Below are 26,815 nucleotides of genomic sequence, written 5' to 3'. Positions count from 1 at the left end.
TTTTAATCATAATAAAGAAGACCTATTTTTTACTCTTGATATAAATTTATTATAAATAAAATACAATAAATAAAAAAATTAAAAATTAAACTCACAATTCATTCAGATGGAAAAACAGGCATTTCGCAAACTTTTTCCATCTGTTGGACTAAATTCTATTTTTTAGACTACAATAATCAAAATACATTTGCACGAGTGACATTAGTCATATTTATAATTTTAATACAATTATCAGTCTTATGCCAACAGCTTTAAAAAGCAAGCGGTGGACGCTCTGGGTGCTGGCTCTGGTCCTAGGCAAGCCCGCTACTGGGTGGGCCCAGCGGTACGTCGGGGGCAACCTCGTAACGAATGGGACTTTTAGCTCTCAGCCTACCGGCACCAATATTGCCGCTGGCACCGACCTAGGTAACTGGAAAAGCTCGCGCACGTACTCCGGCAGCGGAGTCGATGCGGCCGAAAACCAGCCAGCCAGTCAAACTGGCACGGCCACTTATCGCACGGGTAGCGCGCTGTTGCAACGGCCATTCCCGGGTGATGCAGCCAATGGCATAACCACTAGCGATACCTGGCTGCTGTACAATGGCAACCTAGGCGTATCGAACTCTACTACTACAGCGACTATTGTTTCAAGCTTTATCTGGTATCAAGACATTCAGATTGTCGCTGGCGGCTCGTACGTCTTTTCCTATTATGCGTCGAATGCGTTGAACCCCACCTTATCGGGCAAAGCGCTGCCAACGGTGAATTTTCGCGTTCGCAATGCCGCCAGCAATGCTAACCTGGCCAACTTTGGAGGCACTACCTTTACTGAAGAAGCGACAGCCAACGGCCAAGTCGATACCTGGCGACGGGTGCAATACGCTATCAGCAGCGCTAATACAACGACTTACACCACTTCGGCAGGCACTACTACCCTACGCTTTGTATTGAGTGATGGTAGTACCACGGCCGCGGTTGATGGAGGCGATGTTGCCCTAACGGGTATCTCGCTACGCCGTATCAACCAGATACCTAGGGGCCAGCAAACGGCGCCCACAGTATTTGGGCGGCAGGGTATTGTGTCGCTTCCTACATTGCGCGCCGACGACCCCGACCCCGATGGCGCGGTGGTGTCGTACAAAATAAAAGTACTTCCGCCGGCTTCGCAGGGTGTGCTGTTGCTGAATGGCTCGCCGGTGCGCGCCAACCAGGTGCTGACGACCGCCGAGGCCGCGGCACTGAGCTTCAACCCTAATCAGAATTTCTCGGGCAACGCGCTGTTTACGTACACGGCCACCGACAACGTGGGCGATGAAAGCCTTGACCTAAACTACGGCATTCCGGTAGATGCCAACTCCTGCAACACGCAGTCGGTGTTCAGCTTTGCCAGCCGCTCACTGGCCGAAAACTGGACCTCGGCCCAATCGGTCACGGTTGATGGCATTACCATTAGCAGTGCTTACACAGCACCTAGCCTCGCCACCTCGACGGTATCGCTGCTCGTAGCGGATGAAACCGGCAATGACCCCGGCGCAGCGCAGCCCGGCAAGGGTATAGTGTGGACGGCCGACTACGGCGACGATGCGACGCAAGCTGCCGCCAACCGCCAGTCGAGCATCAAGTTCAGCTTTACGGATGCAGCGAGCGGCACGACTCGTTTCCTAAACAACTTCACCTTGGTGGTGGGCGACATCGACCGAGGCTCGGCGGCCAACACGACACCTAGCGGCTTCATTGACCGGGTAACGTTTTCGGGCACCAAAGCCGACGGCACTATCGTGACCCTGACGGCGGCCGACGTGGCCCTGGCACCTTCCAACACGTTTGCCAACAATGCCGTGACAGGTAGCAATCCTTCGGGTAGCCCAGCTGGCAATATCGTACTGGCCTTTCCGGTGCCGGTGAAAGATGTAACGGCAACCTACAGCTCGGCCGAGGCCGTAAGCGACCCGGCCAGCCAGAAAGTAACCATCCTGAACCTGTCATGGTGCGGCGAGGCCGACCTAGCTACTACCATTAGCGGGCCAGCCACGGCTGCCGCGGGCCAAACGGTTTTCTACTACGCTACCACTACAAACACTGGCCCGCGCACTACTAGCAGCGCCAGCACCACCATTACGCTGCCCGGTAAGCCGGCCGCCAACACCGTAAACGTGCCCAACGGCACCTACGACGCCAGCACGGGCATTGTCACCTTCAACACTACGACCCTAGCCCCCGGCAACTCGACGGTCAACTACGTGAGCTTCGTAATGCCGGCCGGCGTTACGTCCTTCACGGGCGTAGCCAAGAGCAGCGCGCTCGAAATCGACAACACCGCCAGCAACAACAACGGCTCGGCGGCCAATGCCAACGTGACTACTACCGTCGGCGCTACTGGCGCGGCCGGCACTGCCCTAGGTTGCCCCACCACACCCGGCAAGGACGGTACGGTGACTTCGCTCACAGCGGCCCCTAACACGTACTTCTTACCTGCTGCCAACGCTGCCGCAGGCCAAAAGAGCATCAGCCTCAGCGCCACGACCCTCAGCGGCACGGGCGCGGCCAATGTCGGCACGGCGCTGGCCCCCGGCGACCTGGTGCTTATCGTACAGATGCAGGGCGCGGTTATTACTTCGGCCAACGACGACACCTACGGCGACGGCGTGGCTGGCCCCTCAGCCAACGGCAGCACGCCGGGCGCCACCTTCACGGCCGGGCGCTACGAGTATGGCGTGGTAGCCGCTACCAGCGCTACCATTACGCCCGGCACGGCCGGCACCCTCACCCTGCGCGACAACCTGACTTATACCTACACCCAGGCGGACGCCTCGGCTACGCAGGGGCAGCAGCGCTACCAGATTATCCGCATTCCGCAGTACATAGCCCTCACACTGGGCAGCAACCTTGCGCCCCCGGCCTGGAACGGCCAACTCGGTGGCGTACTGGCCCTAGACGTGGCTGGCCCGCTCAACTTTAATGGCAAGACGCTTGACGCTTCGGGTGCCGGCTTCCGCGGCGGCGCAGGCCGCGTCCTAGGTGGTACCGCTGGCCTCAATAGCACCGACTACCGCACCGATAATACTTCGAACGGTGGCAAGGGCGAAGGCACAGCCGGCACTCCCAACTTCGTAGCGACCTACAGCGCCAGCGGCGCGGCTGGCACGCTCGTAACCACGGGCAGCAGCTACCCCAACGGCGACAACGGCCGCGGCGCGCCTGGCACAGCCGGCGGCGGTGGTACCGATGGCCAGCCCACGGTAAACGACCAGAACACGGGCGGCGGCGGCGGCGCCAACGGCGGCCGCGGTGGCCGTGGCGGCAACGCCTGGGCCTCCAACCTGGCAGTGGGCGGTGAGCCTGGCGCAGCCTTCCCGCTGGCTAGCAGCTCGCGCCTGGTACTGGGCGGCGGCGGCGGCGCAGGCGTTACCAACAACGGCACCGGCAACGACGGCGCAGGTGCAGCCTACGATGGCCTGGCCAGCAGCGGTGCACCAGGTGGTGGCATCGTACTTGTGCGCACGGGCTCGGTAACGGGCGCGGGCAGCATCGTGGCCAATGGCTATAATGCCGACAACAGCGTAGCCAACGATGGCAGCGGTGGCGGCGGGGCCGGTGGCTCTATCCTGCTGACGGCTCAAAACCCTAACACCCTAGGTAGCATCAGCCTGACCGCCATGGGCGGCACGGGCGGCACCAACTCGGGTGGCGGTGTAGCCCACGGCCCCGGCGGCGGCGGCGGGGGTGGCTTCATCGTTACCAACGGCCCGGCAGCCAGCGCTTCGGCAGTAGCTGGCACCAACGGCATCACGTTTGGCTCGGTAGCTTTTGGCGCCGAGTCGGGCACGGTGGGCGTAGGCAACCCGGCCATCAGCAACAGCATCGCTGGCTCGGCGGCCAACGCCAGTTGCGTGGCCGATGTAGCCTCCGTGATTACGGGCCCAGCCACGGCTGTTGCTAGCACGGCTACGGCTAATAGCACTGTAAACCTAAACGTGACTTTTTCGAACTACGGCGCCATTCCGGCTACGGGGGTAGCGGCACGCGTATCACTGCCCGCTACACTCACTAACATCGTGGCGCCGGGCGCCACCATCACGGGTGGTATCACGCAGCCTTACATTCTGACCTACTCCTCGCTGACCTCGCTGGCGGTAGGCGCCAGTCAGTCGTACAGCCTGTCGTACTCGGTCCCGCTGGCCGGCGGCTCGGCCAACGTGAAGGCCGACGCCAATATTTCGACTACTTCGCCCGAGCCTTATACGGCTAACAACCCTTCATCCATTACCACCAACATCGGCAACTACGCTGACGTGACGACCACCATCACGGGCCCGGCCTCGGTGAACCCGGGCTTGGCTACGAGCGACTTCACGGTGAACTTCACCAACAACGGTCCGGCTACTGCCCAAGGTATCACGCAGTCGGTAACGCTGCCCAGCGGGGCCAGCATCACCCCAGCCCAGTTATCGGCCCTGCAGGCTAAGTATGCCAGCGCGCCGGTCACGATTTCTTATGTCGCCAATACCCGGGTGCTATCGTTTACGCCTACTACCGGCAACAACACGCTGGCCGCTGGCATCAGCAACAGCTACAGCTTCCCCATCACGGCGGGCGCTACGCCCGGCGCTGCCTCGATTACGAGCACAGTAGGCACCTCCTCTGTCCAGACGACTACCGGTGCTACGGGCCCTGGTGCTCTACCCGACGCAGCTACCTACAACTTTGGTGTGGCGCCGCTGGCCGATATGGTCGCCAGCATCACCAACAACGGCACGGCTACGGTAGTAGCGGGTGGCACGGGCACGTTCGTGGCTACATTCACCAACAACGGCCCGAGCGCGGCCGACAACGTGACGCCGACCGTGCAGCTGCCGGCTGGCCTCAGCAATGTGACCTTCTCCAGCGGCCTAGGCGGCACCTACAATGCCACGACTGGCTTAGTCACGTATGCCTCGACTGGCACGCTGGCTTCGGGTAGCAACCTGACTTCGACCATTAGCTTTACCATGCCCGGCAGCCAGGTGGTAGCCGCCGCTTCGGTAAACACGACCTCTAACGAGGGTACCAACACGGCCAACAACACGGCAACCGCCGCCATCGGCAGCTCGTCGAACTTCGACGTGACGACGACCATCAGCGGGCCCACCTCGGCTGCACCCGGCACCTCGGTTACGCTAAGCGTACTGACACAGAACGCCGGCCCTGGCGTGGCACCCAGCACCACCCAAACGGTAGTACTACCGGGAGTATTTACAAGTCTCTATGTGAGCAACGGCGGCACCTACTCGAACAATGGCACCAACACGACCGTGACTTTCCCGGCCGTGACTGGCCTGGCCAGCGGCGCCAACGTGAACAACAGCATCACGCTGACCATGCCCGCCACGGCGCTTAATAACATCACGGCCAGCGTAGCGGCGGCAGGCGAAACCAACTCGCTTTCTAATACGGCCACCACGAGCGTGAGCGCGGCTACGGCCACGGCGGGCAATGTCAACCTATACACCACCATCTCGGCAGCTTTGGCCGAAACGCCCACTACGGCCCTCACTGGCCCGGTAGCCCCCGGCACGGCCCTGCAACTCAACATCGCAACCGGCAACTATGGCCCCACCGCAGCCGCCAACTCCGTAACGCGGGTGGCCCTGCCCGCCGGCTTAAGCGGCGTAGTAGTCAGCAACGATGGCACCTACAATGCTACCACGGGCGTCGTTACCTTCTCTCCCGTGGGTAATCTGGCCCAGGGTGCTTCGCTAAGCTACACCATTCAGCTACCTGCCCCGGCCAGCGGCCCGCTGGTGCCGGTAGTGAGCATCACCTCGGCCTCGGCCGAAACGGTAGTGGCCGACAACGTGGCCTCGACCAAGGTAGATATCTACGCCCTGACCGACATGACGACGTCGATAAGCGGCTCCACCGCTCCCACGGTGGGCCAGCCGGCCACTTACGCCGTAACGACCACCAACAACGGCCCCACTCAGGCGGCGGGCGTGGTGCAGACGGTACAGCTACCAGCCGGCTTGTCGTCGGTAGCCCTAACCAATGCCAACGGAACGGCCATTGCACTGCCCGCCGGTGCCTACAACGCTACCACGGGCCTGCTCACGCTGCCCACGGCGGCCGTGGCCTCTACCCAAGCGGCCGGCGCCTCGGTACTCACCTACGTAACCTTCGCGGCGCCCGCCAGTACTGGCTTCCCCGTAACGGCAGCCGTGTCGACGACCTCGCAGGAAACCAACGCGACCAACAACGCCGCTAGCATTACGACGACTCCGGCCCCGACCGCCGATGTAAATGTGGCCCTAAGCGGCCCTAGCACCACGGCGCAGGGCAACCTAGTAACCTACACCGTAGCTACCACCAATGCCGGTTCTTCGGTGAACCCCAGTTCGACGACCACGGTGCAGCTGCCCTCAGGCCTGAGCAACGTGCAGGTGAGCGGCGGTGGCTCGTACAATAGCAGCACAGGTGTAGTAACCTTCCCAGCCCTGACCGACCAGGCCGTAGGCGCCGCAGGTGCGGTCAGCAACACCATCTCGTTTGTAGCGCCCACAACTACGCCCCTCACCGTGACGGCCCAGGTGGCCGTGACGCCCGCCGGCAACGACCCAAATTTGAACAACAACTCGGCTACCGTGAACACCACGGTGAACTCCTCGAACACCAACTTGCTCGATGAGTCGACGACCATTGCGGCTACTGTAGGGGGCGCTGCTATAAGTGCTGCGAACCCGGTAATAGCGGGCGGCTCGGTCACCTTCACTGCCACGGCCGCCAACGCCAGCACGTCGAGCGCTGCAGCTAGCAACGTGGTTCTGCGCCTGCAGCTTCCGGCTGGCCTCAACCCAGCAGACGTGGTGCTGAGCAACGGCAGCTACGACCCGGCCACCGGCGTAGCCACTTTCAACACCCTAGGCAGCCAGGCAGTGGGCGTGAGCAACAACTTCACGGCTACTATCAACAATGTGCCTGGCAACACAACCTCACTGGCGGCAACCTCCTACGTGAGCACTACCAATAGCGACTCGAACCCGAACAACAACGTGGCTACCGTAACGCTGCCCTTCGCGCCGCGCGCCGACGTGACCACGACCCTAAGCGGCCCGAGCACCATTGCGCCTAACTCGTCGGCCACGTACTTCGTGACGACCCGCAACGTGGGCCCCTCGGCGGCCAGCGCTGTGAACACCACCGTGCAGCTGCCCATCGGCCTAGTGGGCGTGATAGTGAGCGGCGGCAGCTACGATGCCAACACCGGCCTCGTTACCTTCCCCACCGTAGCCAGCCTGCCCGGCTACTCGGGCACGGCGGCCGCTAATGCGGCAGCCCAGGCAGTGCAGTACACCATCACGCTGACGGCCCCTAGCACCATTACGAGCTCAGTGGGCTACACCCTCACGAGCACTGTGAGCACGGCCACCACCGAGCTGGCTACCCAGGCACCCAACACGGCCAGCCTCACGACCACGGCTGCCAACCAGCCGCCCGTAGCCAGCAACATCGTGAACTCACTGCAAACGCCCGAGGGCAATACCGCTCAGCAAGCGCCCATCTCGCCGCTGCAAGCTACCGACCCCGACGGCAGCGTGAGTAGCTACACGCTCACTAGTCTGCCTACCAGCGGCACCTTGTTCTACAACAGCAGCGGTAGCACGTACACGGCTATCACCAGCGCCAACCTGCTGGGTGGCACCTCACAGCTCAACCTGGCTCCTTCCCAGGCTCAGACCTTGAAGTACACGCCGGCTGCCGGCTTTGCGGGCAACGCGTTCTTCAATTACCTGGCTACTGATAACGGCGCCCCAGCCCTGGCCAGCGCCCCTGCCCTCTACACCATCCCGGTGGGGGCCGACAATGCCGCTGTGTATGCTAACACCCCCGTGAAGGCTTCGACCGCTGCTTACGCCGCCAACGATGTCATCTCTTTCGTGGCCGACAACAACGGCGCCGTATACAACACCAGTTCGCAGCTGTATAACACCGCTAGCGGCACGCTGCAAAGCGGAGCTGCCAGTGGGGTAGCCGCCGCCTCTTCGACCGGTGTGTTCACGAGCTCGCAGTATAACAACATCACCAACCTCTCGCAGCTAGGCCTGGTACTGAACGCTGCTACGGGTCAGATTCAGGTACAGACGCCCAGCAGCTTGCTCGCGGGCAGCTATACTCTGAATATCACGACCACCGACCAGTATGGCGGCCTCACCACGCAGCCGGTCACGTTCACCATCGGCGGCACGCCACTGCCGGTAGTGCTGGTTGAGTTTGGGGCGCGGGCCGTGCAGCAGCGCGACGCGCTACTCAGCTGGACCACTGCTTCGGAAGTCAACAGCGCCTACTTCGAGGTTGAGCGCAGCTTCGACGGCACCACCTTCGTAGCCATCGGCCGGGTAGCGGCCCAGGGCACCAAGGCCGCGGCTAGCGCCTACACCCTCACCGATGCGGGCGTGGCAGCCAAGGCCACCGGCCCGGTCTACTACCGCCTGCACCAGGTAGACCTCGACGGCACGGCTACCTACTCGCCCCAGCGCACGGTAAGCTTCCCCAAAGTTGCTACCGTAAGCCTGAGCGTGTACCCCAACCCCGTGGCCGACCGCACTACGCTGGACCTGAGCCAGCTGCCCACCGCAGCCACCTTCCAGGTACAGCTGCTCGATGCTACCGGCCGCACGGTGCGCACCTGGGCCCTAGGTGGCGGCCAGCCGCAGCTCCTGGAGCTGGCTGGCTTGGCCAGCGGCAGCTACCTGCTAGTGGTAGCCGGCACGCAGCCCGATGGCTCGCCCCTGCGCCAGGCGCTGCGTCTGACCAAGGAGTAAGCCACTAGAGGTGCCCTAGGTACTAAAAAGGCCCTTCCCGCTCGGGAAGGGCCTTTTTTATTGCTTCGGTAAGTAGCGGCGGGGGCTACTCAGTTTCGTCGAGGCGCTGCGCCATCATAGTAGAGTTGCGCCGCTGGCGGCGCTTGTCCTTGGCCAGGTTGTCGGCATTAGCCGGCAGCAGGGCCATGCTGACGAGGTAGGTCTGGGCCTGGGAGGTTTGCTCTAGCTTGCGATAGTCGCGCAGTTGGCTTGCCGACAACAGCTTGCCCATTACCTGGTCGAGCTGCTGGGCTTCAGTAGCGGTCAGGTTTGGTGTTTCGGTCGCAATACCATTCGCTGCCAGCACCTTCAGGTAATTTACCTCTTGGTCGAGGTAGGTGCGTAGCGACGATGACTGCTCGGGGGCGAGCTTAAGCTTGGCCTGGCACAGCTCGGCAAAGCGCTCGGCGCTGGCCTGGGCATTGGGGGCGGGCACAGCCGCCCGGCCGGTCTGCGCCAGGGCGGGCATGCCCCCCGCCGCGGCACTCACCAGCAAGCCCGCCAGCAAACGGCGGTACAGTATACTGCTCATATTTTGTAGGATTTAGAGTGGGAGCGTTAGGCTTGAACTGGCCACGTGCCCAATAAGTTGCTCGCGCCCTATCCCTCCTCCAATAAGTACCAGTGCGTGCCCAGCGCTCGGCCTTAGTCGCGCTGGCACCCTAGGCTGTGCCATAAGCTAGTGCCAGGCAGCCAGTGAGTTTTTTAGCGCGTTTCGTAACCCCTAGCCGGCGTTTACCAGTTTAACGGGGCAATTCTATGCTTAGCTCTAAATAATTATACCGCACTTATATGAGTAGCGACTACGACGTACTGGTCATTGGCGCGGGTAGTGCCGGGCTAAGCGCGGCGCTTACCCTAGGGCGCTGCCGCCGCCGGGTGCTGGTGGCCGACGGCGGCCCCACTCGCAATGCTCCCTCGGGCGCCGTGCACAGCTTCTTCTCGCGTGATGGCGTGCGGCCGGCCACGCTGCTGCACATTGGGCGCGAGCAGTTGGCTCCCTACCCCACCGTGGAGGTGCGCGAGTTTAACATTACCACACTCACCAAACTGGCCCAGGGCTTTCGGGCCACCGGCCACAACGGCCAGGGCCGCCCCACCACGGCCACAGCGCGGCGGGTGCTGCTGGCCACCGGTGTCGAAGACATGCTGCCACCGCTGCCGGGCTTCCGCGAGTTGTGGGGCAGCAGCGTGTTGCACTGCCCTTACTGCCACGGCTATGAGGTGCGCGACCAGCCGCTGGCCGTGTACGGCCAGGGCAAGGCCGTAGTGGGCCTGGCCTTGCTCATCAGTCGCTGGAGCGCCGATGTGGTAGTCGTCACCAACGGGCCTGGCCACCTCACCGACTATGCCCGGCAGCGACTGCGCCGCCAAGGCATTAGCGTGCGCACAGAACCCATTGCGCGGCTGGTGGGCACGGTCCGCGGTGGCCTACGCTGCGTCGAGTTTACTGATGGCAGCTACATCGAGCGCAGCGCCCTTTTTCTACATCCGCCGCAAGAGCAGCGCAGCGCCCTAGCCGCCGACCTAGGGGCCCGCCTCACCGGCAAAGGCGCGGTGTGGGTTGACAAGAATGCCCAAACGACCGTGCCCGGCCTCTACGCCGCCGGCGACATGGTGCCCGGCCAGCAGCAAGCGCTGCTGGCCGCCGCCAGTGGCAGCAAAGCTGCCATTTGCCTCAACGAAGCCCTGACGCGCACCGAGGTAACCTAGGCGCTCGCTTAGTTACGCACCAGTTTCTCGGTGGCTACAAAGTTTTCGCCTTTCACCAGCACCAGGTACAAGCCCTTAGGTAGCCGGCTGATATCCAGTCGGCTCACCGGGGTGCGGGCAGTAGCCTGCAACGCTACCCGGCCACTTACGTCTTGAATGCTAACCTCGTAGGTAGCGGCAGTAGCTTCTACCGTCAGGTAGTCAGTAGCGGGGTTGGGGTAGCACTGCACCGTGGGGCTAGCCGGCTTGCTGGTAGTAGCGCTCAGCAGCGAGCACTGCTGGCTGAAGACCCCGTCTAGGTACGCCAGGCGCCGAGCCAGCCAGCTCGCAGTGTAGTCCAGCTGCTTGGCATTGTAGCTATAGCCTGACCATACGGCATGCTCGCGCTCATACACCCCATTAGTGCGCAGGTAGGTGTTGTTGGCCTCAAACTTGGCCATGATGTAATCAGTCGTCAGGATGGTAGCCCGCAGCTCGGTCCACCGACGGGCCAGCACGCTGCGAAAGCCTAGGGGCGAGCAGTCTTGATTCAAGCGCTTGTAAAAGCCATTAGTCAAGATGTCATTGGTTGTGTTGTCATTCAGGCCCATCCAGTTGTTGCCAAATACTGCATCCAGGTCCCACGGCACATAGAAATAAGGCTCACCAGCGTTGTACTTGGCAATGTACAAATTCTTACCATAATTATCACCAGCCCGCAGCACATTCATAAAGATGTAATAATCAACTGCATTCTGCAAATCGAACTTACTTTGATATTGCTTTACAAACTCAGCATCGGAGCTAGTTTCAACAAAGCGCACAAAATCATATAGATTCTTCCAATCTGTATATTCTTCGGGATGTTTGTATTCAAATCCACCCCAATAGGGGCTCTTATTATCATAATTTGGCAGCGAAGTAAAAAGGACAGCGCCATCCCAATAGGCACCTTTATACAATTCACCCTTAATTGTATTTGTGTATTTTTTTAGCTTTAGTTGTTTTTTATCAATTCGCTCACCTAACGTATAAATGCCTTTATACTCATTATTTATAAATAATTCGACATAGCGCATAGCTATACCATTCTTAGCGGCCGGCTCTTTGTCTTGGTAGTAGAGGTGGCTCATATCTTGCCACAGTTCATTTGCTACCTTGCTATTGGCTCGCATGGGCTCATTGAACAGCGCTTGCAGATTCCATTTATTATCGGTGCGCATTCCTAAAAGCTGCACATCCCGATTAGTAGCACCTAGCGTATCGGCCCAAAAGCTAAGCTCATACGATTTCTTAGGGTAGCTCTGTGAGTTGCCGCCCCGCACCTCTATGCCTAGGCTAGAGTTGGTGATGGTGCCATCAGCTTCTGCCAGCGTGAAAGTTGCGTACACGCTGGGGCTATCGACAATGGCATATTTAGTAGTGATTGTAGCGATAGGCAGCTTCGTAAAATACACCGTGTAGGTTGTGTTAGCGTGCTCTACCATATAGGTATTCGCTGTGCTTGCCAACTGTCCACTCCCTACCAAGCTATATTCTTTATCCAGAACGAGTTCGCTGCTATTTTCAGTGCCAGCAACCAAAACCTCCTCAATTGGCTTATTTATTACAATGAGGTGGTGCTGCTCGTCTACGTAGTAAAAGCTGGGTGCTACCACTATAGGCTGGTCAGTGCGATTCTTAATCGTTTTAGCTACACTACCAAAAGCTGGGCCTAGCAGCAAAAGAAAGGAAGCTATAGTACATTTGAAAGTAAAGGAATGCTGCATGCTTATTTTGAAACCTATTAAGTAAAAGAATATGTAGAATGCGCCTAGCTTATTAATTAATAATCGAAATAAATAAGCTATTCACGAAGTGTTATAAAGTGTAATTCGGCTTCAAAATTCGTCCTTAATTGCGAGCTCTACTAATTTATTTTGCTAATACTTACTTAATTACCTAATTTCATTCGCAAATCATAATGCATTATAACTTCTATCCTATTTTTCGGGTATTTATAGTCGCGCTTGGTCTGAGCTTACTAGCTACCGTGAGCTATGGACAGCGCTTTGCTGCTATTGGCGATTACGGCTTTGCAGGTCCGGCTGAGCGCGACGTGGCCAACCTTGTGAAGAGTTGGAACCCGGACTTTATTATCACGCTGGGCGACAATAACTATGACTTTGGCGACTCGACCACCATCGACCAAAACATTGGTCAGTACTACCACGCTTACATCTATAAGTACCGCGGCCGCTACGGGCCGAGCGCATCCACCAACCGCTTTTTTCCGTCGCTCGGCAACCACGACTACTACACCCGCAATGGCGAGGCCTACCGCGACTACTTCACGCTGCCTGGCAATGGGCGTTACTACGACTTTGTGCGGGGCGACGTGCACTTTTTCGCCCTAGATAGTGACCCCGCCGAGCCAGATGGCATTAGTGCTACTTCGGTGCAGGCCCAATGGCTGCAAGCCGAGTTGGCTGCTTCTACTGCGCACTGGAAGGTGGTGTACTTTCACCACGCGCCCTACTCGTCGGGGCAGCACGGCAACACCGTGGCGCTGCAGTGGCCCTTCCGTGCCTGGGGCGCTTCGGTAGTGCTAACGGGCCACGACCATATCTATGAGCGCCTGCTGGTAGATGGGTTTCCCTACATCATCAACGGCTTGGGAGGCCGGAGCATCCACCAGAGAAGCCCGAAGCCGCTGCCTGAGAGCCAGCGGGTATTCAATAGCGACTATGGCGCCATGCTTCTCACGGCCACGCCCGACAGCCTGGCCATGCAGTTCTTTACCCGCAAGCAAGTATTGGTCGAGACCTACGTGCTGCACCGCACCATCAGTACCAGTCCCCAGCTTTATACCGCTAGCCCTAATCCGTTTCTAGGTTTTACGAGGCTGGAATACTCACTGCCCAGCCCTACCCAGGTGCAGCTGCGGGTGCTGAATATGCTGGGGCAGGAGGTAGCTCAATTGCATCAAGGCCTGATGCCCGCCGGCTGGCACCGGCTGGAGTGGCAGCGCAACGGGCTCGCGCCGGGCTTGTACTATGTGCAGCTGCTAGGCCCTGGTTTTTCGCAGGTAACGCGCGTGGTAGCACTGTAGCAGTATTAGTGCGAGTCCTAGGCCCTAGGTGGTGCGCTAACTCGCCAGCCACGCATAGGCGGCAGCTTCGTCCATGAACGTGGCCCGCTGGCAGTCGGCCTCGGCGGCCGATACCATCGCCGTGACGGGCTGCTGCGCCCGCAGCGGCGACACCAAAAAGGCCAGCCGCACTGGGGCCGCATAGCGCCCGCGCAGCGAGGGCGCAAACTCGCGGCTAAACCAGGCATTAACTACGGGCTCAATCACGTCTTCGCGGCGGCGCAGGTCGAGCAGCCACTGGCTGCAGTGCGCCTCGTCGGCCGCCGCCCTGATGGCGAGGTAGCCACTCTGCAGCTCGGCGGGCGTGACCTCGCGCTGCCAGCGCGCAATCACTAGCCCTAGGTCGGGGCGATACACGAGGGTGAGGCCAGGAGCTAACATAGGCGGAACAGTAATGCGCCGCGTGGCGGCTACTGCGCAAGATAAGTGGCCGGCGGGCTTGGCAGGTGCATACTTTTGCTTAGGAAGGCGGTTTACCTTTTTTGCCTTCTGCTTTGCTACCCATGAGCCCGACTACGCCGGACCCGACCCCACACGACCCCTACGCGGCACTGCGCATCCCTGATTTTCGCCGCTACATCACCGCCCGCGCCCTGTTTTCGGTGGCTACCCAAATTCAGGGTGTCGTCGTGAGTTGGCAGATTTTTAAGCTCACCAACGACCCACTGGCCCTAGGTCTCATTGGGTTGGCCGAGGCCATTCCGAGCATTACCGTTTCGCTCTACGCCGGGCACGTGGCCGATTCGGTGCGGCGCAAGCGCATTGTGGTGCCCGCCGTACTGGTGCTCTTTTTGTGCGCCGTCACGCTGTGGTGGCTGGCGCACCCGGCGCTGGCGGGCGTGCTGGCGGGCGGGCGCCTGCACGTCGAGGCGCTGCACGCCACGGTGGTGTGGCCACTGTATCTAGTCATTTTTGTGAGCGGCATTGCGCGAGGCTTCATGGGGCCGGCGCTGTTTTCCTTTATGCCGCAGCTGCTGCCCAGCCGCGATGTGCTGGCCAATGCCGTAACCTGGAGCTCGACCACCTGGCAGGCGTCGGCAGTGCTGGGGCCGGCCATTGGGGGGCTACTGCTGCACCGCAGCGTCGAGTTTGCCTACGGTGTCGATATGGTCATGGAGGGCCTAGCGCTGCTATTCTTTATCAGCATTGCCAGCCGCGAGCTGCCCCCCATCGAGGGCGAAAAGCTAAGCATGGGCGAAAGCATCACTAGCGGTATCAAGTTCATTTTCAACAACCAACTGGTACTCGCTGCCTTGTCGCTCGACATGTTTGCCGTATTGTTTGGTGGGGCAGTGGCGTTACTGCCCTTCTTTGCCGAGAACATTCTGCACGGCGGACCCGACGCCTTTGGCTACTTGCGTGCTGCCCCAGCGGTAGGTTCAGTACTAATGGCCATTTTCCTGACCTTCTCGCCCCTCAAAAAAGGGGCGGGCCGCAAGATGCTGTGGGCCGTGGCAGGCTTTGGGGCCGCCACGGTGGCCTTCGCGCTGTCTACCAACTTCTACTTCTCGATGTTCCTGCTCTTCTTGACCGGGGTGTTCGATTCCGTGTCAGTTATCGTGCGCCAAACGCTGGTGCATACCTACACGCCCGAGTACATGAAAGGCCGCGTGTCGGCCGTGAACAGCATCTTCATTGGTTCGAGCAACGAAATCGGGGCCTTCGAGAGCGGCACGGCGGCCAAGCTCATCGGCACAGTGCCGAGCGTCGTCTTCGGCGGCCTCATGACCATGCTGGTCGTGGCCATCACGAGTTGGAAAGCCGACCAGCTGCGCAAGCTGGAGATGGGCGCGGGAAAGAAGTAGCTTTTCAACGAGCAAGTGACAGTGAGCAACGAGCAGCCTTATAGTGCAGACTGCTCGTTGCTCACTGTCACTTGCTCGTTTTCTTAGAAGACTCGCGCACTAGCAGCTTGGGCTTTAGCACTACGCTGGCAGCAGGGGCGGCGCGCCTAGATTCGCGCTGAATCATTTGCAGCAGCAGGCGCACGGCGGTTTGGCCCATTTGGCCGCAGCATTGGTCAACGGAGCTGATTTGCGGCTCGGTAAGTTCGGTAAAGGCCTCGTTGCTGAAGCCTACCAGGGCTACGTCTTGGGGCACGCGGCGCTTGTGCTTTTTCAGCACTTGCAGGGCGCCCACCACAGCCAGGTCATTAGAGGAGAAGATAGCGTCGAAGGGCACGCCGTCTTTGAGCAGCTGGCGCGTGGCCTGCATGCCGCCGCGCTGGTTCATCTCGCAGATGATGGTGAGGGCCTCATCGGGCACTAAGCCGTGGGCCTGCAGGGCGTCGAGGTAGCCCTGGTGGCGGTTTTTGTGAATACCTAGGTGCTGCTCGCCACCTAGGTGTGCAATGCGGCGGCAGCCTTGCTCCACGAGGTGCGTCACGGCCTGGTAGGCGCCCTGGTAGTCGTCGAGCACTACGGCCCGCACCTGCTCGCCTTCAAAGCCCTCCACTGCCCGGTCGAAAAACACTAACGGCACTTGCTGCGCCCGCACTTGCTCGAAGTGGCTGAAATCCTGGGTCGTCTTGGCCAACGACACCAAAATACCTTCGACCTGCGCGTTCATAAACAAGTCGAGGTGCTGGCGCTCCTGGCCCACGTCTTCGTTCGACTGGCAGATGAGCACCTGATACCCGGCCTTGCTGGCCGCCACCGTAATGCCGTGCACCACCTCCGGAAAAAAATGACCCTGAATGTGCGGCACCACCACGCCCAGCATGCGGCTGCGGCCCCGGCGCAGGGCGGCGGCCAGCTGGTTAGGCTGGTAGTGCAGCTCGGCCGCTAGGGCGCGCACACGCTCTTTGGTGGCCTCACTTACGTCTTTGTGATTAGATAAAGCCCGCGAAATAGTAGACGGCGACAACTGCAGCGCAGCCGCTAAGTCGGTGATAGATGCCCGGCGGTTAGCCATGAGATAGGAGTAATAAGCGGAACAGCCACGTGCTCAGTTCACAAACGAGGGTAGCCAGCGGCCGCCGCCCAGGCCCGGCTGGCTAGTATACGCAAGCTACTGGCTGAGGCGGCAATTTAGCCCGGGCAGCGGCCCGGCCAGCAGGTTTTTAAGGTCCTGGTCAGTACCTTTCGGATACTTTTTGGTTAAGAAAATACGTCTTTCTGGTATTTCCAAACCTGCCCAGTGGAACTAGCGCGCGATTTTGCTGAGTCAGACTATCTGCGCCGTCTCAAGCAAGACGACGAGCGGGCGTTTGACGCGCTTTTTCGGCACTACAGCGCCCTAGTTTACCGCTTTGCCTACAGCTACCTCAAATCGCGGCCGGCTGCTGAAGAGATTGTACAGGAGTGCTTTATCAAAATCTGGGAAAAGCGCGCTCAGCTCCGCGACGACCTGCCGCTGAAGGGCTACCTCTTCACCACGGCCCACCACGCAGTGCTCAATGAGCTGCGCCGCGACCAGCACCACTTGCGCCTGCACGGCCAGGTAGCGGCCGCCGCGGGCCCGGCCAGCGTAGCCAACGAGGTGGAGTACCAGGAGATGGAAGCGCTTTACCAAGCGGCCCTTGAGCGCCTGCCGCCTAAGCAGCGCGAGGCCTTTTTGCTGAGCCGGCAGCAGGGGCTCTCCTACCCCGAGATAGCCGAGCGCCAAGGCGTATCGGTGAAGACAGTAGAAGCCCACATGATGCAGGCCCTCAAAACTATGCGCTCGTACTTCCGGCTGCACGGCGGCGGCATTTTGGGCCTGCTGCTGACGCTGGCGGTGGGCAGCCGGTAGCCTCAACGCGGGCCCAAGCGCGCATGCAGTAAGCAGCCACCTTGCTATAGCTTTCGTCAATGTACCTAGGTGCACCCTAGGCGCTTGCCTTCGGGCTCACAGCGCCAGGGCTGCTATGTGGCTACCTTGCCTTCTCAGATGCCTTTCCCTATGCCCAAATTCCTGCCGCTGTTCCTGCTCGCCCTAGGTGCTCAAATGGGTCACGCCCAAGCCCAAAGCCCATCCAACTCCACGTTGTCTCCTAGCGACTTGAAGATAGTGTATTTCGGCTCGTCGGTGCCGTTTGGGCAGGGTGCTACCGGCAAGTATGGCTACCCCAGCCGCTACAGCACCCTGCTAACCCAGCGGGCCAAAGCGGGCCTAGGCGCGCCCTGGGCCACGGCCAACATCAGCATTCCGGGCGACAACACGCCCAAAGTGTTGGCCCGCTGGGAGCGCGACTTACTACCGCAGCAGGGGCGCTACGTGGTGTACGCCCTGGCCCTTGGCAACGAAGGCATCCATGAAGGAGGGCAGCCCAAGTTCGACCAGTTTAAGGCCAATATGCAGGTACTCCTAGCGAAAGCGCGGGCGCAGGGCATGGTGCCAGTCGTGACCAACAGCTACACCCGCAACGACTACACGGCCGAGGACTACGCTTTCATTCAGCAAATGAACCTGCTGCTGCACAGCTGGGCTGTGCCCACTGTGAACCTACTCGGGGCCGTGGACGACGGCCACGGCCGCTGGGCCGCCGGCTACTTCGACGATGGCCTGCACCCCAACGACATAGGCCATGCCGAGCTTTTCCATGCCTGGGTGCCCTCGCTCTTCGATGCCCTGCGGGCTGGCAAGCCCCTACCTAGGCGCCATGCCACGGCGGGCCTGGCGCTGCCGGGGGCGGCGCTGCGCTTCGTGCCCGAGGCATTGGTGCACCCGTTCACGCAGGTCGTTAGCTTTCGTGCTAAAGCGCCCGGCACCCTGCTTACGCTGCAAGACAGCACCAATACGGGCCGCCTCAGCCTAGGCGCTCAGGGGCAACTTACTTACACCTCGGCCAAGGCTGGCCGGCTTACCAGCAACGCGCACGTGGCCGATGATAAGTGGCACCAAGTGGCACTAACGCACTATTTCGCCCGTGGCGAAACCTTACTGTACCTCGATGGCAAACTGGTGGGCCACATGCCCGAGCAGCTGCGCACGCGCCAGCTCGCCCTAGGTGGTAGCCAGGCTCCAGCTGGCGCGCAGTACCGCAACTGGCTCTTCTACCGCTCGGGCATGAACGAGGCAGAGGTGCGCGCCCTAGCCGCCGACTCACTGCTGAAGTCGAGCCTAGAGCTGTACGCTCCTCTCAATGGCCGGGCCGCTGCGCCCGCGCAGCTTGCTAACCTGGCCCAAAGCACCAATGTACTGGTGCGCGTGCCTAGCCCAGCCGCAAGCCCGGCGCGCCGCCCTAACACCCGGCGCACGACTCCGGCTAAAGCGACTGTACGCTAAAAAGCGCAACAAGACGCAGGTCAGACGCGCATTTTATCATGCTGAAAATCATATTATTAATAAAAAACTAATTTTTTTATGGGTTCAGACTAAGGGGGGAAGCCGGGCGGCAGTGTAGTACTGCAAACGATTGGGGCGCCAGCGCATAGCCCTAGGTAGCTAAAAAGAATGCCCGCACCGCGCGGCGCTCCCTTTTACCTGCCTGCTGCCCCGCCAAACCGCCTATGAGCCCAGCTATTACGCAAGAGCTATTTACTGCCTACGTGCAAGGCACCGCCTCGGCAGCCGATGCGGCCACCGTGCGCGCTTGGCTGACCCAGCCTGCCAACCAGCTGCTGGCGCAGTACTGGATGGGCCAGCACTGGGAAGAGCTAGCCGCCCAGCCTGCGGCGCCAGCCGACGCGCCCGACTTTGAGGCCCTGCTCGGCCAGGTGCACGGGCGGCTGAGCCTGGGCCAGTCGCGCCGCCTACCCGTGGCGGCCCCGGCCTGGCGGCGCTGGGCGGCTGCGGCCGCTGTGGCCGGCACTGTGCTCGGGGGCGGTAGCTGGTGGCTCTACAACCAACGCCCGGTAGCGGCTCCTGCCCAACAAATTGCCACGGCCTATGGCCAAACTCGCACTGTGCAGCTGCCCGACGGCTCGAGCGTGGTGCTCAACGGGCACTCGACGCTGCGCTACCCCGAGACCTGGGCTGCGGGCAAGCCCCGCGAGGTATGGCTCGATGGCGAAGCTTATTTTTCGGTGCAGCACCAGGCTGACAACCAACGCTTTTTGGTGCACACCAAAGCGGGCTTCAATGTGGAGGTCCTAGGCACCAAATTCACCGTATCGCGGCGCCGCGACCAGGGCCGGGTGGTACTGCTGTCGGGCAAGGTGCGCGTGCACTTTGACAACCGCCAGCAGCCCGACGTGATACTGAAGCCCGGCGAGCTGGTCGAAACCCGTGAGGTGCAGCCGGCCCAGCCCGTGGTGACGACCTACCGCACCGTGCGCACCGCCCCTTATGCCAGCTGGAAAGATGCGCAGCTGGTGCTCGACGAAACATCCATTGCGGAGCTAGCTACTCGCCTGCAAGACACTTATGGCCTCGAAGTAGTAGTGGCCACGCCCGAGCTCAACCAGCGCCGCGTGACGGGTACCGTGCCCGTGCGCGACCTCACCGTGCTGCTGCAATCCTTAGAAGAGATTTTTCACCTCCAAGCTACCCGGCAAGGCAACCGCCTGACCTTGACCGAAAAAGTGAAGTAATAAGACCTTTTCCCCCACCCTTCCCCTTATGAATAAACCCCTTACCTACCTCGGGTGGCCAGTGGCACGCCCGGCGTGCTTGGCTGCCAGCGTAGCGGTGCTTCAGCTACTAAATACCCCCGCGCACGCCCAGTTTCTGGCCGTGAACTCGGTGCACCAGAGCGAGCATACAGAGGCGCCCGCCGACGCCAAGTCGGTACCTCTCAAGTCGCTGCTCAAGCAGTGGGAGAGCGAGTACCACGCCACCATCTTCTACGAAAGCAATGTGGTGGATAACAAGCGCGTAGTAGACCAGGCCCCCGCCGGCTCGCTGGCCGAGAAGCTGGCCGCTGTGCTGCCCCAGGTATCGCTGCAGTTTAAGGAGCTGCGCGACAATTACTTTGTGGTGACCAGCCAGCCCGAAAAGGCACCTAGCGCTACCGCGGCAGCTACTATGGCGCCGCAAAACGTGCCCGTATCGGGCCGTGTGACCGACCCCAAGGGCGAGCCCCTACCCGGCGTTACGGTGCTCGTAAAAGGCACCACCACTGGCACCTCGACGGGTCCCGATGGCAGCTTCTCGCTGAGCGTGCCTGAAAATAGCACGTTGGTATTCAGCTCGGTGGGTTTTAAGACCCAGGAGCTGCCCATCACGGGGGCTACCAGCACCATCGCCATTCGCCTCAGCGACGACCAGCAGGCGCTGAACGAGGTGGTGGTAGTGGGCTACGGCACCCAAACCCGCCAGGACCTATCTACCTCGGTGGCCTCGGTGGGCAGCCAGGCGCTGGCCCGCCAGCCGGTAGCTGGCTTCGACCAGGCCTTGCAGGGCCAAGCACCCGGCGTGCAGGTAGCCGCGCCCTCAGGGGCACCGGGTGCCGGCATTTCGGTGCGGGTGCGCGGCAATGCGTCGCTGAACCTGAACGGCTCGCCGCTGTACGTGATAGATGGCGTGCCGGTACTACCTGACTACCAGCAGGAAATATCGGTAGGCAACCAGCGCCTCAACCCGCTGAACTCGCTTAACCCCAATGACATTGAGAGCATCGACGTGCTGAAGGATGGCGCCGCGGCGGCCATCTACGGCGTGCGGGCGGCCAACGGCGTAGTAGTAATTACGACCAAGCGTGGCAAAGTGGGCCAAGCACAAGTAGGCCTGAGCGTGTACTACGGCGTGCAGAAACTGCGCAAGAAGCTCGACGTGCTGAATTCGCAGCAGTTCATCCAAGAATACAACGAGATACAAACCAATGCCGGCCTGGCTCCGGTGAGCGCCACCGACACACGCCTGCAAAGCAACACCGACTGGCAGGATGAAGTGTACCGCACGGCCAGCCTCCAGAACTACCAGCTCAACGTGAGCGGCGGCACCGACAAAACCCGCTACTACGTAGCCGGCGGTTACTTCAACCAGCAGGGTATCAGCCAAAACTCGGGCTTTGACCGCTACAATTTCAAGATTAACCTGGAGCAGACGGTAAGCCAGCGCTTCCGCATTGGTACCAACCTCAACCTGAGCCGCACCCACACCAACGGTAGCGTGCGCTCGGAGCTGGCCCTAGGTAACTCGGGCACGGTGCTGGGCGCACTATCGCAGATTCCGAACATTCCGGTGCGCAACGCCGACGGTACCTACGGCGTGAACCCGCTCAACCAGTCGGACAACCCGATAGGTAACCTACTCGAAACCAGTAACCAAGCTACCGTTTACCAAGCCATTGGTAACATCTACGGCGAGTTCGACATCTTGAAAAACCTGCGCGTGCGCTCGTCGCTTGGTATCGACTTCCGCACCCAGAACGAAAACCAGTTTATCAGCCGCAACTACCCCGGCACTACTAACGCTGACGCCTCGACGCGCGGCTCGGCCCGCACGGCAAGTAACCAACAGGTTATCTGGTTGAACGAGAATACGGTAACCTATACCCCCAACCTTGGCGACAAGCACCACCTGACGCTGCTGGCCGGCGAGTCGATGCAGGCCTCGAACCGCTTTACCTCGGGGGCCGAAACGCGTGGCTTCGTATCTAACGCCGTGCCTTACCTCAGTTCGGGGGCCACGGTTGTAGGCATTCCGGGCAGCTACGCCGATGAGTGGGCGCTGCTGAGCGTATTTGGCCGCGCCAACTACGACTACGATGGTAAGTACTTGTTTTCGGCCAGCTTGCGTGCCGACGGCACCAGCCGCTTTATCGATAAATATAAGTTTGGGTACTTCCCAGCTGTGAGTGCTGCTTGGCGCATTTCGAAAGAGAGCTTCTTCCCGCAGAGCGGCCCCGTGTCGGACCTGAAACTGCGGGCTAGCTTCGGCGCCAACGGCAACCAGGAAATCTATACCTACCAGCGCTTTTCGCGCTACACCACCTCGGGGGTGAACTACCAGGGTGGCGGCTCGGCCATTGTGGGCGGCGTAACCCAAAGCGACATCGGCAACAATGACCTACGCTGGGAAACCACCTACCAGTACAACGCGGGCCTGGATTTCAGCATGTTTGATAACCGCCTAACGCTGACCGTAGACCTCTACAACAAGCAAACCAGGGACCTGCTGCTCGCCGTACCAATTCCGGTGAGCACGGGTGTTGGCAACCTGAGCGTGACGCAGAACATCGGTAAGATTCAGAACCGCGGCCTCGAAATCGGGTTGGTGACGACTAACGTGCAAGCCCAGAACAACGGCTTTGGCTGGACCACAAACTTTAACGTGAGCGGCAACCGCAACAAGATTCTGGACCTAGGCACGCAGGTGACGGGGGCAGGCGAGACATCAGCACGCAACATCATTTATGGGTCGAGCATTTCGCAGACGGGCCAACCGCTGGGCGCATTCTACGGCTACGTGATGCAGGGCCTAGTACAGTCGAATGCTGAAGGCCAGAACCTACCCACCCAAAACGGCAACCGGCCGGTGGCGGGCGATGTGCGCTTTGCGGACCTCAACGGCGACGGCGTCATTAACGACCAGGACCGCACCATCATTGGCAACCCCAACCCCAAGGCGTTTGCGGGTGTGACCAACAACTTCTCGTATAAGGGCATCGAGCTAAGCGTGTTCTTCCAGGGACAGTTTGGCAACCAGATTTATAACCAGACGCGCCAGATTCTGGAGTCGCAGTCGGACCCGCTGAACCAGAGCACCCGCGTGCTGAACCACTGGACGCCCACCAACACGAATACCGACATTCCGCGCCCGGTGCGCAACGACCCGCAGGGCAACAACCGCTTCTCGACGCGCTGGCTGGAAGATGGCTCCTATGTGCGCCTCAAGAACGTGACGGTGGCCTACAACTTCCCCACCTCTCTGAGCAAGCGCGCTTCTATTCAGAACCTGCGCCTCTACGTGACGGCCCAGAACCTCATCACCTGGACTGACTACCTAGGCTATGACCCCGAGGTGAACGCCGACCCCTACAACCAAACCGGTTTTGGCCGCGACTACGGCGTGTATCCCCAGTCGCGCACGTTCACGGTCGGTCTCAACGCTAATTTTTAAGCTGCCGCTAGCTCAGAATTCCCATGAAAAAGCTACTTATCCCGGCGCTCGGCGCCCTCAGCCTACTAGCCAGCTGCGACTTTCTTAAGAAAGAGCCCCTAGGCAGCATTACCCCCGAAAACTTCTTCCAAACCTCGGATGACGCCGAGGCCAGCCTCACGGCCACCTACGACGCCATGCAGGGCACCGGTGCCTACGGCCAGGACCTGAACGTGATGGGCGAAATGCCCAGCGACAACTGCAGCAGCACCAACGGCGACGTGAACGCGATGGATAAAATCATCTGGACGCCCACGACCAGCCAGGTTGGCAACGTGTACAACCAGTGCTACCAGGGCGTGAACCGGGCCAACATCGTGCTCAAGTACGTGCCCACCGTGACGATGGACACGGCCCGCCGCAGTCAGATTTTGGGCGAGGCGCGCTTCATTCGGGCGCTCAGCTACTTCAACCTGGCGCGCGTGTACGGCGGCGTGCCCCTGCGCCTGACGCCCACCGAAAGCGGCGCCCCCGCCGACGTGAACCTGGCCCGCGCCACCGCCGACCAGGTGTATGACCAGGTAGTGGCCGACTTGCAGCGCGCCGCCATCCAGATGCCCGCCAGCAACACCAACCGCGCTACCAAAAACTCGGCAAACGCCCTGTTGGCCCGCGTGCAGCTGACGCGTCGCAACTGGGCCGCCGCCCAGGCTGCGGCTGCCAAGGTGCTGGCCAGCAACATCACCCTAGGGTCGTTCAACGCCCTGTACCCAGCCGAGAACAAGAGCGCCGAGTCGCTCTTCGAAATTCAGTACGCTGGCAGTGCCGATGGGGGCAACATCTTGCCCGACTTGCTGCTGCCCTCGCCGCTGGCCACGTATTCCTTCCCCAAGTTTAACATTCCGACGGCCGAGCTGCTGGCCTACGCCGACACCGTGAATGATACCCGTTGGGCCTTTGCGGGCATCGTAAACTCGGCGGCCGGCAAGGTCATTGGCCGTAACCACGCTAGCTATATCGACGGCAAGCCCGGCAACGGTGGCAATAGCAACGACGTGGGTCCTTTTGTGTACAAGTGGCGCGGCATCGGCAACAATTTCAGCTCGGCCGACAACACCTACGTACTGCGCTATGCTGAGGTGCTGCTGGCCTACGCCGAAGCTGTGAATGAGCAAACCGGCCCCAGCGCCGATGTGCTGGCTAAGCTAAATCTGGTGCGCCAGCGCGCTGGCCTGACGGCCCTCAACCTAGCCTCGACCCAGGCCCTCACCAAGCAGGCCATGCGCAACGAAATCGACCGCCAGCGCCGCCTGGAGCTGGCCTTCGAAGGCGAGCGCTGGTTTGACTTGCTGCGCTACGCTCGCCACAACGCGGTAGAGGCTGGTGCCCACGCCATCACGGCGCTCGACATCATTGCCCAGCAGCGCCAAGGCAACCGCGATGTGAACTACCTGCTGTTCCCGCTGCCACAAGGCGAAATCAACACCAACCCCCTGGTTACCCAAAACCCAGGGTACTAGTGTATAGTGCATGGTGCTTAGTTGTCAGTGCTTGGTCAATAATTAATAGCACTAACAACTAAGCACCATGCACTAATAACTAAGCACTACTTAAAAAAGCTGTCGTTTCGGGGCCCTGGGCTGGGAAAAAGTGGATAAAGAACTACCTGGCCCCGGAGCGGCATGCTAGTAGCAATTGCTGCTAGCTACGCACCAAACTATCACGCTTGTCATTGCGAGGACAAACGACGAAGCAATCGCACCTAGGCGAGCTGTTCGGGTGCGATTACTCCTTCGTTGCTCCGCGCCGTGACAAGCGTTTTTTATTCCCCCTTTTATGCTATCTGTTTCTGTTTGCCGCTTGGGCCTAGGTGCCGTACTGGCGCTCACACTGGTGCCAGGCTATGGCCAGCGCGCCAAGACCAACGCCAAAGCGGGCGTGGCTTCTTGGATTACTACTCCCGACCAAACCCAGCGCCTGCAACCGCAGGCTTCGCGCCTGACCTTCAGCAAAGCCGCCCCCACGGGTACGGTGATTGAAATCGACGATAGCCAGCGTTTTCAGACCATGGATGGCTTTGGCTACTGCCTCACCGGGGGCAGTGCCGAGTTGCTGCACGCCATGAGCGCCCCGGCCCGTACCAAGCTACTGCGCGAGCTATTCGGCACCGATGCCAGCGGCATCGGCGTGAGCTACCTGCGCCTGAGCATCGGGGCCTCGGACCTCGATGCCCAGGTATTTAGCTACGACGACCGGCCGGCTGGCGAAACCGACCCCACGCTGGCGCACTTCAGCCTGGCGCCCGACGAGGCGCACCTTATTCCGGTACTCAAGGAGATTCTGGCTATCAACCCCGCCATCAAGCTGATGGGCTCGCCCTGGAGCCCGCCGACCTGGATGAAAACCAACGGCGAAAGCAAGGGTGGCTCACTGAAGCCGGAGTTTTACGGAGCCTATGCGCAGTACTTTGTGAAGTACCTGCAAGGCATGCAGAAGCACGGCATTCGCCTCGACGCCATCACGGTGCAGAACGAGCCGCTGCACCCCGGCAACAACCCCAGCCTGTTGATGACTGCCGAGCCGCAAGCTGACTTTATTGGCCAGCACCTAGGTCCGGCTTTTAAGGCGGCGGGTCTCAAGACCAAAATCGTTTGCTACGACCACAACGCCGACCGGCCCGACTACCCCCTCACGGTGCTCGGTAATGCCAAAGCCAACCCCTACGTCGACGGCTCGGCGTTTCACCTCTACGCCGGTCCCATCGAGGCCCTGAGCAAGATACACGACGCGTACCCGACCAAGAACGTGTACTTCACCGAGCAGTGGACGGGGTCGAAAACCACCTTTGAAAGCAACCTAGGGTGGCACGTAAAAAACCTCGAAATAGGCGCACCGCGCAACTGGGCCCGCACCGTGCTGGAGTGGAACCTGGCCGCCGACCCGCAGCAGAACCCGCACACGCCGGGCGGCTGCACCGAGTGCCTAGGCGCCATTACGCTGGCCCCCGGCGACGCCGTGACTCGCAACGTGGCCTACTACACTGTAGCCCACGCCAGCAAGTTTGTGCGCCCCGGCTCGGTGCGCGTGGGCTCAACCACTGAGGCGGGGCTGCCCAACGTGGCCTACCGCACGCCCAGCGGCGGCCACGTGCTGCTGGTCGTGAACGACCAGACTACGGCCCAAACCTTTAGCCTGCGCTACCTAGGGCAAGCAGCCCAGGCCACGCTGCCGGCCGGCGCGGTAGCCACTTACGTGTGGTAGCAGCGCGGCC

General features: G+C 60.6%; 14 protein-coding genes. 10 read left to right on the top strand and 4 right to left on the bottom strand.

The annotated features are described in order from the left end of the window. Window positions 1–239: 239 nt before the first annotated feature. Window positions 240–8,777 carry a T9SS type A sorting domain-containing protein gene (locus JAO77_RS24365; protein WP_198989703.1) on the top strand — a complete coding sequence of 2,846 codons (8,538 nt, stop codon included), beginning with the start codon at window positions 240–242 and terminating at the stop codon, window positions 8,775–8,777. Between the two features lie 85 nt (window positions 8,778–8,862). Here JAO77_RS24365 and JAO77_RS07410 read toward each other — a convergent pair whose 3' ends face one another. Continuing rightward, window positions 8,863–9,348 carry a hypothetical protein gene (locus JAO77_RS07410; RefSeq protein ID WP_198989702.1) on the bottom strand — a complete coding sequence of 162 codons (486 nt, stop codon included), beginning with the start codon at window positions 9,346–9,348 and terminating at the stop codon, window positions 8,863–8,865. Between the two features lie 260 nt (window positions 9,349–9,608). On the opposite strand from JAO77_RS07410, the gene JAO77_RS07405 reads away from it, so the two are divergent. After that, window positions 9,609–10,529, top strand: a complete 921-nt coding sequence (locus JAO77_RS07405; protein WP_198989701.1) for an NAD(P)/FAD-dependent oxidoreductase — start codon at window positions 9,609–9,611, stop codon at window positions 10,527–10,529. Between the two features lie 8 nt (window positions 10,530–10,537). On the opposite strand, the gene JAO77_RS07400 is transcribed toward JAO77_RS07405, so the two are convergent. After that, window positions 10,538–11,995, bottom strand: a complete 1,458-nt coding sequence (locus tag JAO77_RS07400) for a CotH family protein (RefSeq protein WP_198989700.1) — start codon at window positions 11,993–11,995, stop codon at window positions 10,538–10,540. A 545-nt stretch (window positions 11,996–12,540) separates the two neighbouring features. Between JAO77_RS07400 and JAO77_RS07395 the strand changes: the two genes are divergently transcribed. After that, window positions 12,541–13,599: a metallophosphoesterase gene (locus JAO77_RS07395; protein ID WP_198989699.1), complete on the top strand. Its 1,059-nt coding sequence runs from the start codon at window positions 12,541–12,543 to the stop codon at window positions 13,597–13,599. Between the two features lie 36 nt (window positions 13,600–13,635). Here the strand turns inward: JAO77_RS07395 and JAO77_RS07390 are convergent, their stop codons facing one another. After that, on the bottom strand, window positions 13,636–14,019 hold the full coding sequence (locus JAO77_RS07390; RefSeq protein ID WP_198989698.1) for a hypothetical protein: 384 nt from the start codon (window positions 14,017–14,019) through the stop codon (window positions 13,636–13,638). A 122-nt stretch (window positions 14,020–14,141) separates the two neighbouring features. On the opposite strand from JAO77_RS07390, the gene JAO77_RS07385 reads away from it, so the two are divergent. After that, complete coding sequence (locus JAO77_RS07385; RefSeq protein ID WP_198989697.1) at window positions 14,142–15,443, top strand: MFS transporter; 1,302 nt, start codon at window positions 14,142–14,144, stop codon at window positions 15,441–15,443. A 67-nt stretch (window positions 15,444–15,510) separates the two neighbouring features. On the opposite strand, the gene JAO77_RS07380 is transcribed toward JAO77_RS07385, so the two are convergent. Further along, on the bottom strand, window positions 15,511–16,551 hold the full coding sequence (locus tag JAO77_RS07380; protein WP_198989696.1) for a LacI family DNA-binding transcriptional regulator: 1,041 nt from the start codon (window positions 16,549–16,551) through the stop codon (window positions 15,511–15,513). A 225-nt stretch (window positions 16,552–16,776) separates the two neighbouring features. Between JAO77_RS07380 and JAO77_RS07375 the strand changes: the two genes are divergently transcribed. The 6 genes from JAO77_RS07375 to JAO77_RS07350 all read left to right on the top strand — a co-directional run bounded on the left by JAO77_RS07375 (window position 16,777) and on the right by JAO77_RS07350 (window position 26,805). Then, the gene (locus tag JAO77_RS07375) at window positions 16,777–17,370 is read left to right on the top strand and encodes an RNA polymerase sigma-70 factor (protein ID WP_144848213.1); all 594 of its coding nucleotides are present in this window, start codon (window positions 16,777–16,779) and stop codon (window positions 17,368–17,370) included. 150 nt (window positions 17,371–17,520) lie between these two features. Then, complete coding sequence (locus tag JAO77_RS07370) at window positions 17,521–18,846, top strand: SGNH/GDSL hydrolase family protein (protein WP_198989695.1); 1,326 nt, start codon at window positions 17,521–17,523, stop codon at window positions 18,844–18,846. A gap of 224 nt (window positions 18,847–19,070) precedes the next feature. Then, complete coding sequence (locus tag JAO77_RS07365) at window positions 19,071–20,093, top strand: FecR family protein (protein ID WP_198989694.1); 1,023 nt, start codon at window positions 19,071–19,073, stop codon at window positions 20,091–20,093. 28 nt (window positions 20,094–20,121) lie between these two features. Next, window positions 20,122–23,565, top strand: a complete 3,444-nt coding sequence (locus JAO77_RS07360) for a SusC/RagA family TonB-linked outer membrane protein (protein ID WP_198989693.1) — start codon at window positions 20,122–20,124, stop codon at window positions 23,563–23,565. 23 nt (window positions 23,566–23,588) lie between these two features. Continuing rightward, complete coding sequence (locus tag JAO77_RS07355) at window positions 23,589–25,064, top strand: RagB/SusD family nutrient uptake outer membrane protein (RefSeq protein ID WP_198989692.1); 1,476 nt, start codon at window positions 23,589–23,591, stop codon at window positions 25,062–25,064. A 316-nt stretch (window positions 25,065–25,380) separates the two neighbouring features. Continuing rightward, a complete protein-coding gene (locus JAO77_RS07350; RefSeq protein WP_198989691.1) occupies window positions 25,381–26,805 on the top strand; it encodes a glycoside hydrolase family 30 protein in 1,425 nt (474 codons plus the stop codon). Window positions 26,806–26,815: the final 10 nt, after the last annotated feature.

This window comes from Hymenobacter sp. BT559 (genome assembly GCF_016427535.1).
Classification (GTDB): Bacteria; Bacteroidota; Bacteroidia; order Cytophagales; family Hymenobacteraceae; genus Hymenobacter.
The sequence above is the reverse complement of the archived record's forward strand: the minus strand, read 5'-3'. Positions and strand labels throughout refer to the sequence as shown.

What these genes read in the sequence shown, in the direction of transcription:
- JAO77_RS24365 (WP_198989703.1), top strand. Translation starts at nt 240, where the DNA reads ATGCCAACAGCTTTAAAAAGCAAGCGGTGGACGCTCTGGGTGCTGGCT.
- JAO77_RS07410 (WP_198989702.1), bottom strand. Translation starts at nt 9,348, where the DNA reads ATGAGCAGTATACTGTACCGCCGTTTGCTGGCGGGCTTGCTGGTGAGT.
- JAO77_RS07405 (WP_198989701.1), top strand. Translation starts at nt 9,609, where the DNA reads ATGAGTAGCGACTACGACGTACTGGTCATTGGCGCGGGTAGTGCCGGG.
- JAO77_RS07400 (WP_198989700.1), bottom strand. Translation starts at nt 11,995, where the DNA reads ATGGTAGAGCACGCTAACACAACCTACACGGTGTATTTTACGAAGCTG.
- JAO77_RS07390 (WP_198989698.1), bottom strand. Translation starts at nt 14,019, where the DNA reads ATGTTAGCTCCTGGCCTCACCCTCGTGTATCGCCCCGACCTAGGGCTA.
- JAO77_RS07385 (WP_198989697.1), top strand. Translation starts at nt 14,142, where the DNA reads ATGAGCCCGACTACGCCGGACCCGACCCCACACGACCCCTACGCGGCA.
- JAO77_RS07380 (WP_198989696.1), bottom strand. Translation starts at nt 16,551, where the DNA reads ATGGCTAACCGCCGGGCATCTATCACCGACTTAGCGGCTGCGCTGCAG.
- JAO77_RS07370 (WP_198989695.1), top strand. Translation starts at nt 17,521, where the DNA reads ATGCCCAAATTCCTGCCGCTGTTCCTGCTCGCCCTAGGTGCTCAAATG.
- JAO77_RS07365 (WP_198989694.1), top strand. Translation starts at nt 19,071, where the DNA reads ATGAGCCCAGCTATTACGCAAGAGCTATTTACTGCCTACGTGCAAGGC.
- JAO77_RS07360 (WP_198989693.1), top strand. Translation starts at nt 20,122, where the DNA reads ATGAATAAACCCCTTACCTACCTCGGGTGGCCAGTGGCACGCCCGGCG.
- JAO77_RS07355 (WP_198989692.1), top strand. Translation starts at nt 23,589, where the DNA reads ATGAAAAAGCTACTTATCCCGGCGCTCGGCGCCCTCAGCCTACTAGCC.
- JAO77_RS07350 (WP_198989691.1), top strand. Translation starts at nt 25,381, where the DNA reads ATGCTATCTGTTTCTGTTTGCCGCTTGGGCCTAGGTGCCGTACTGGCG.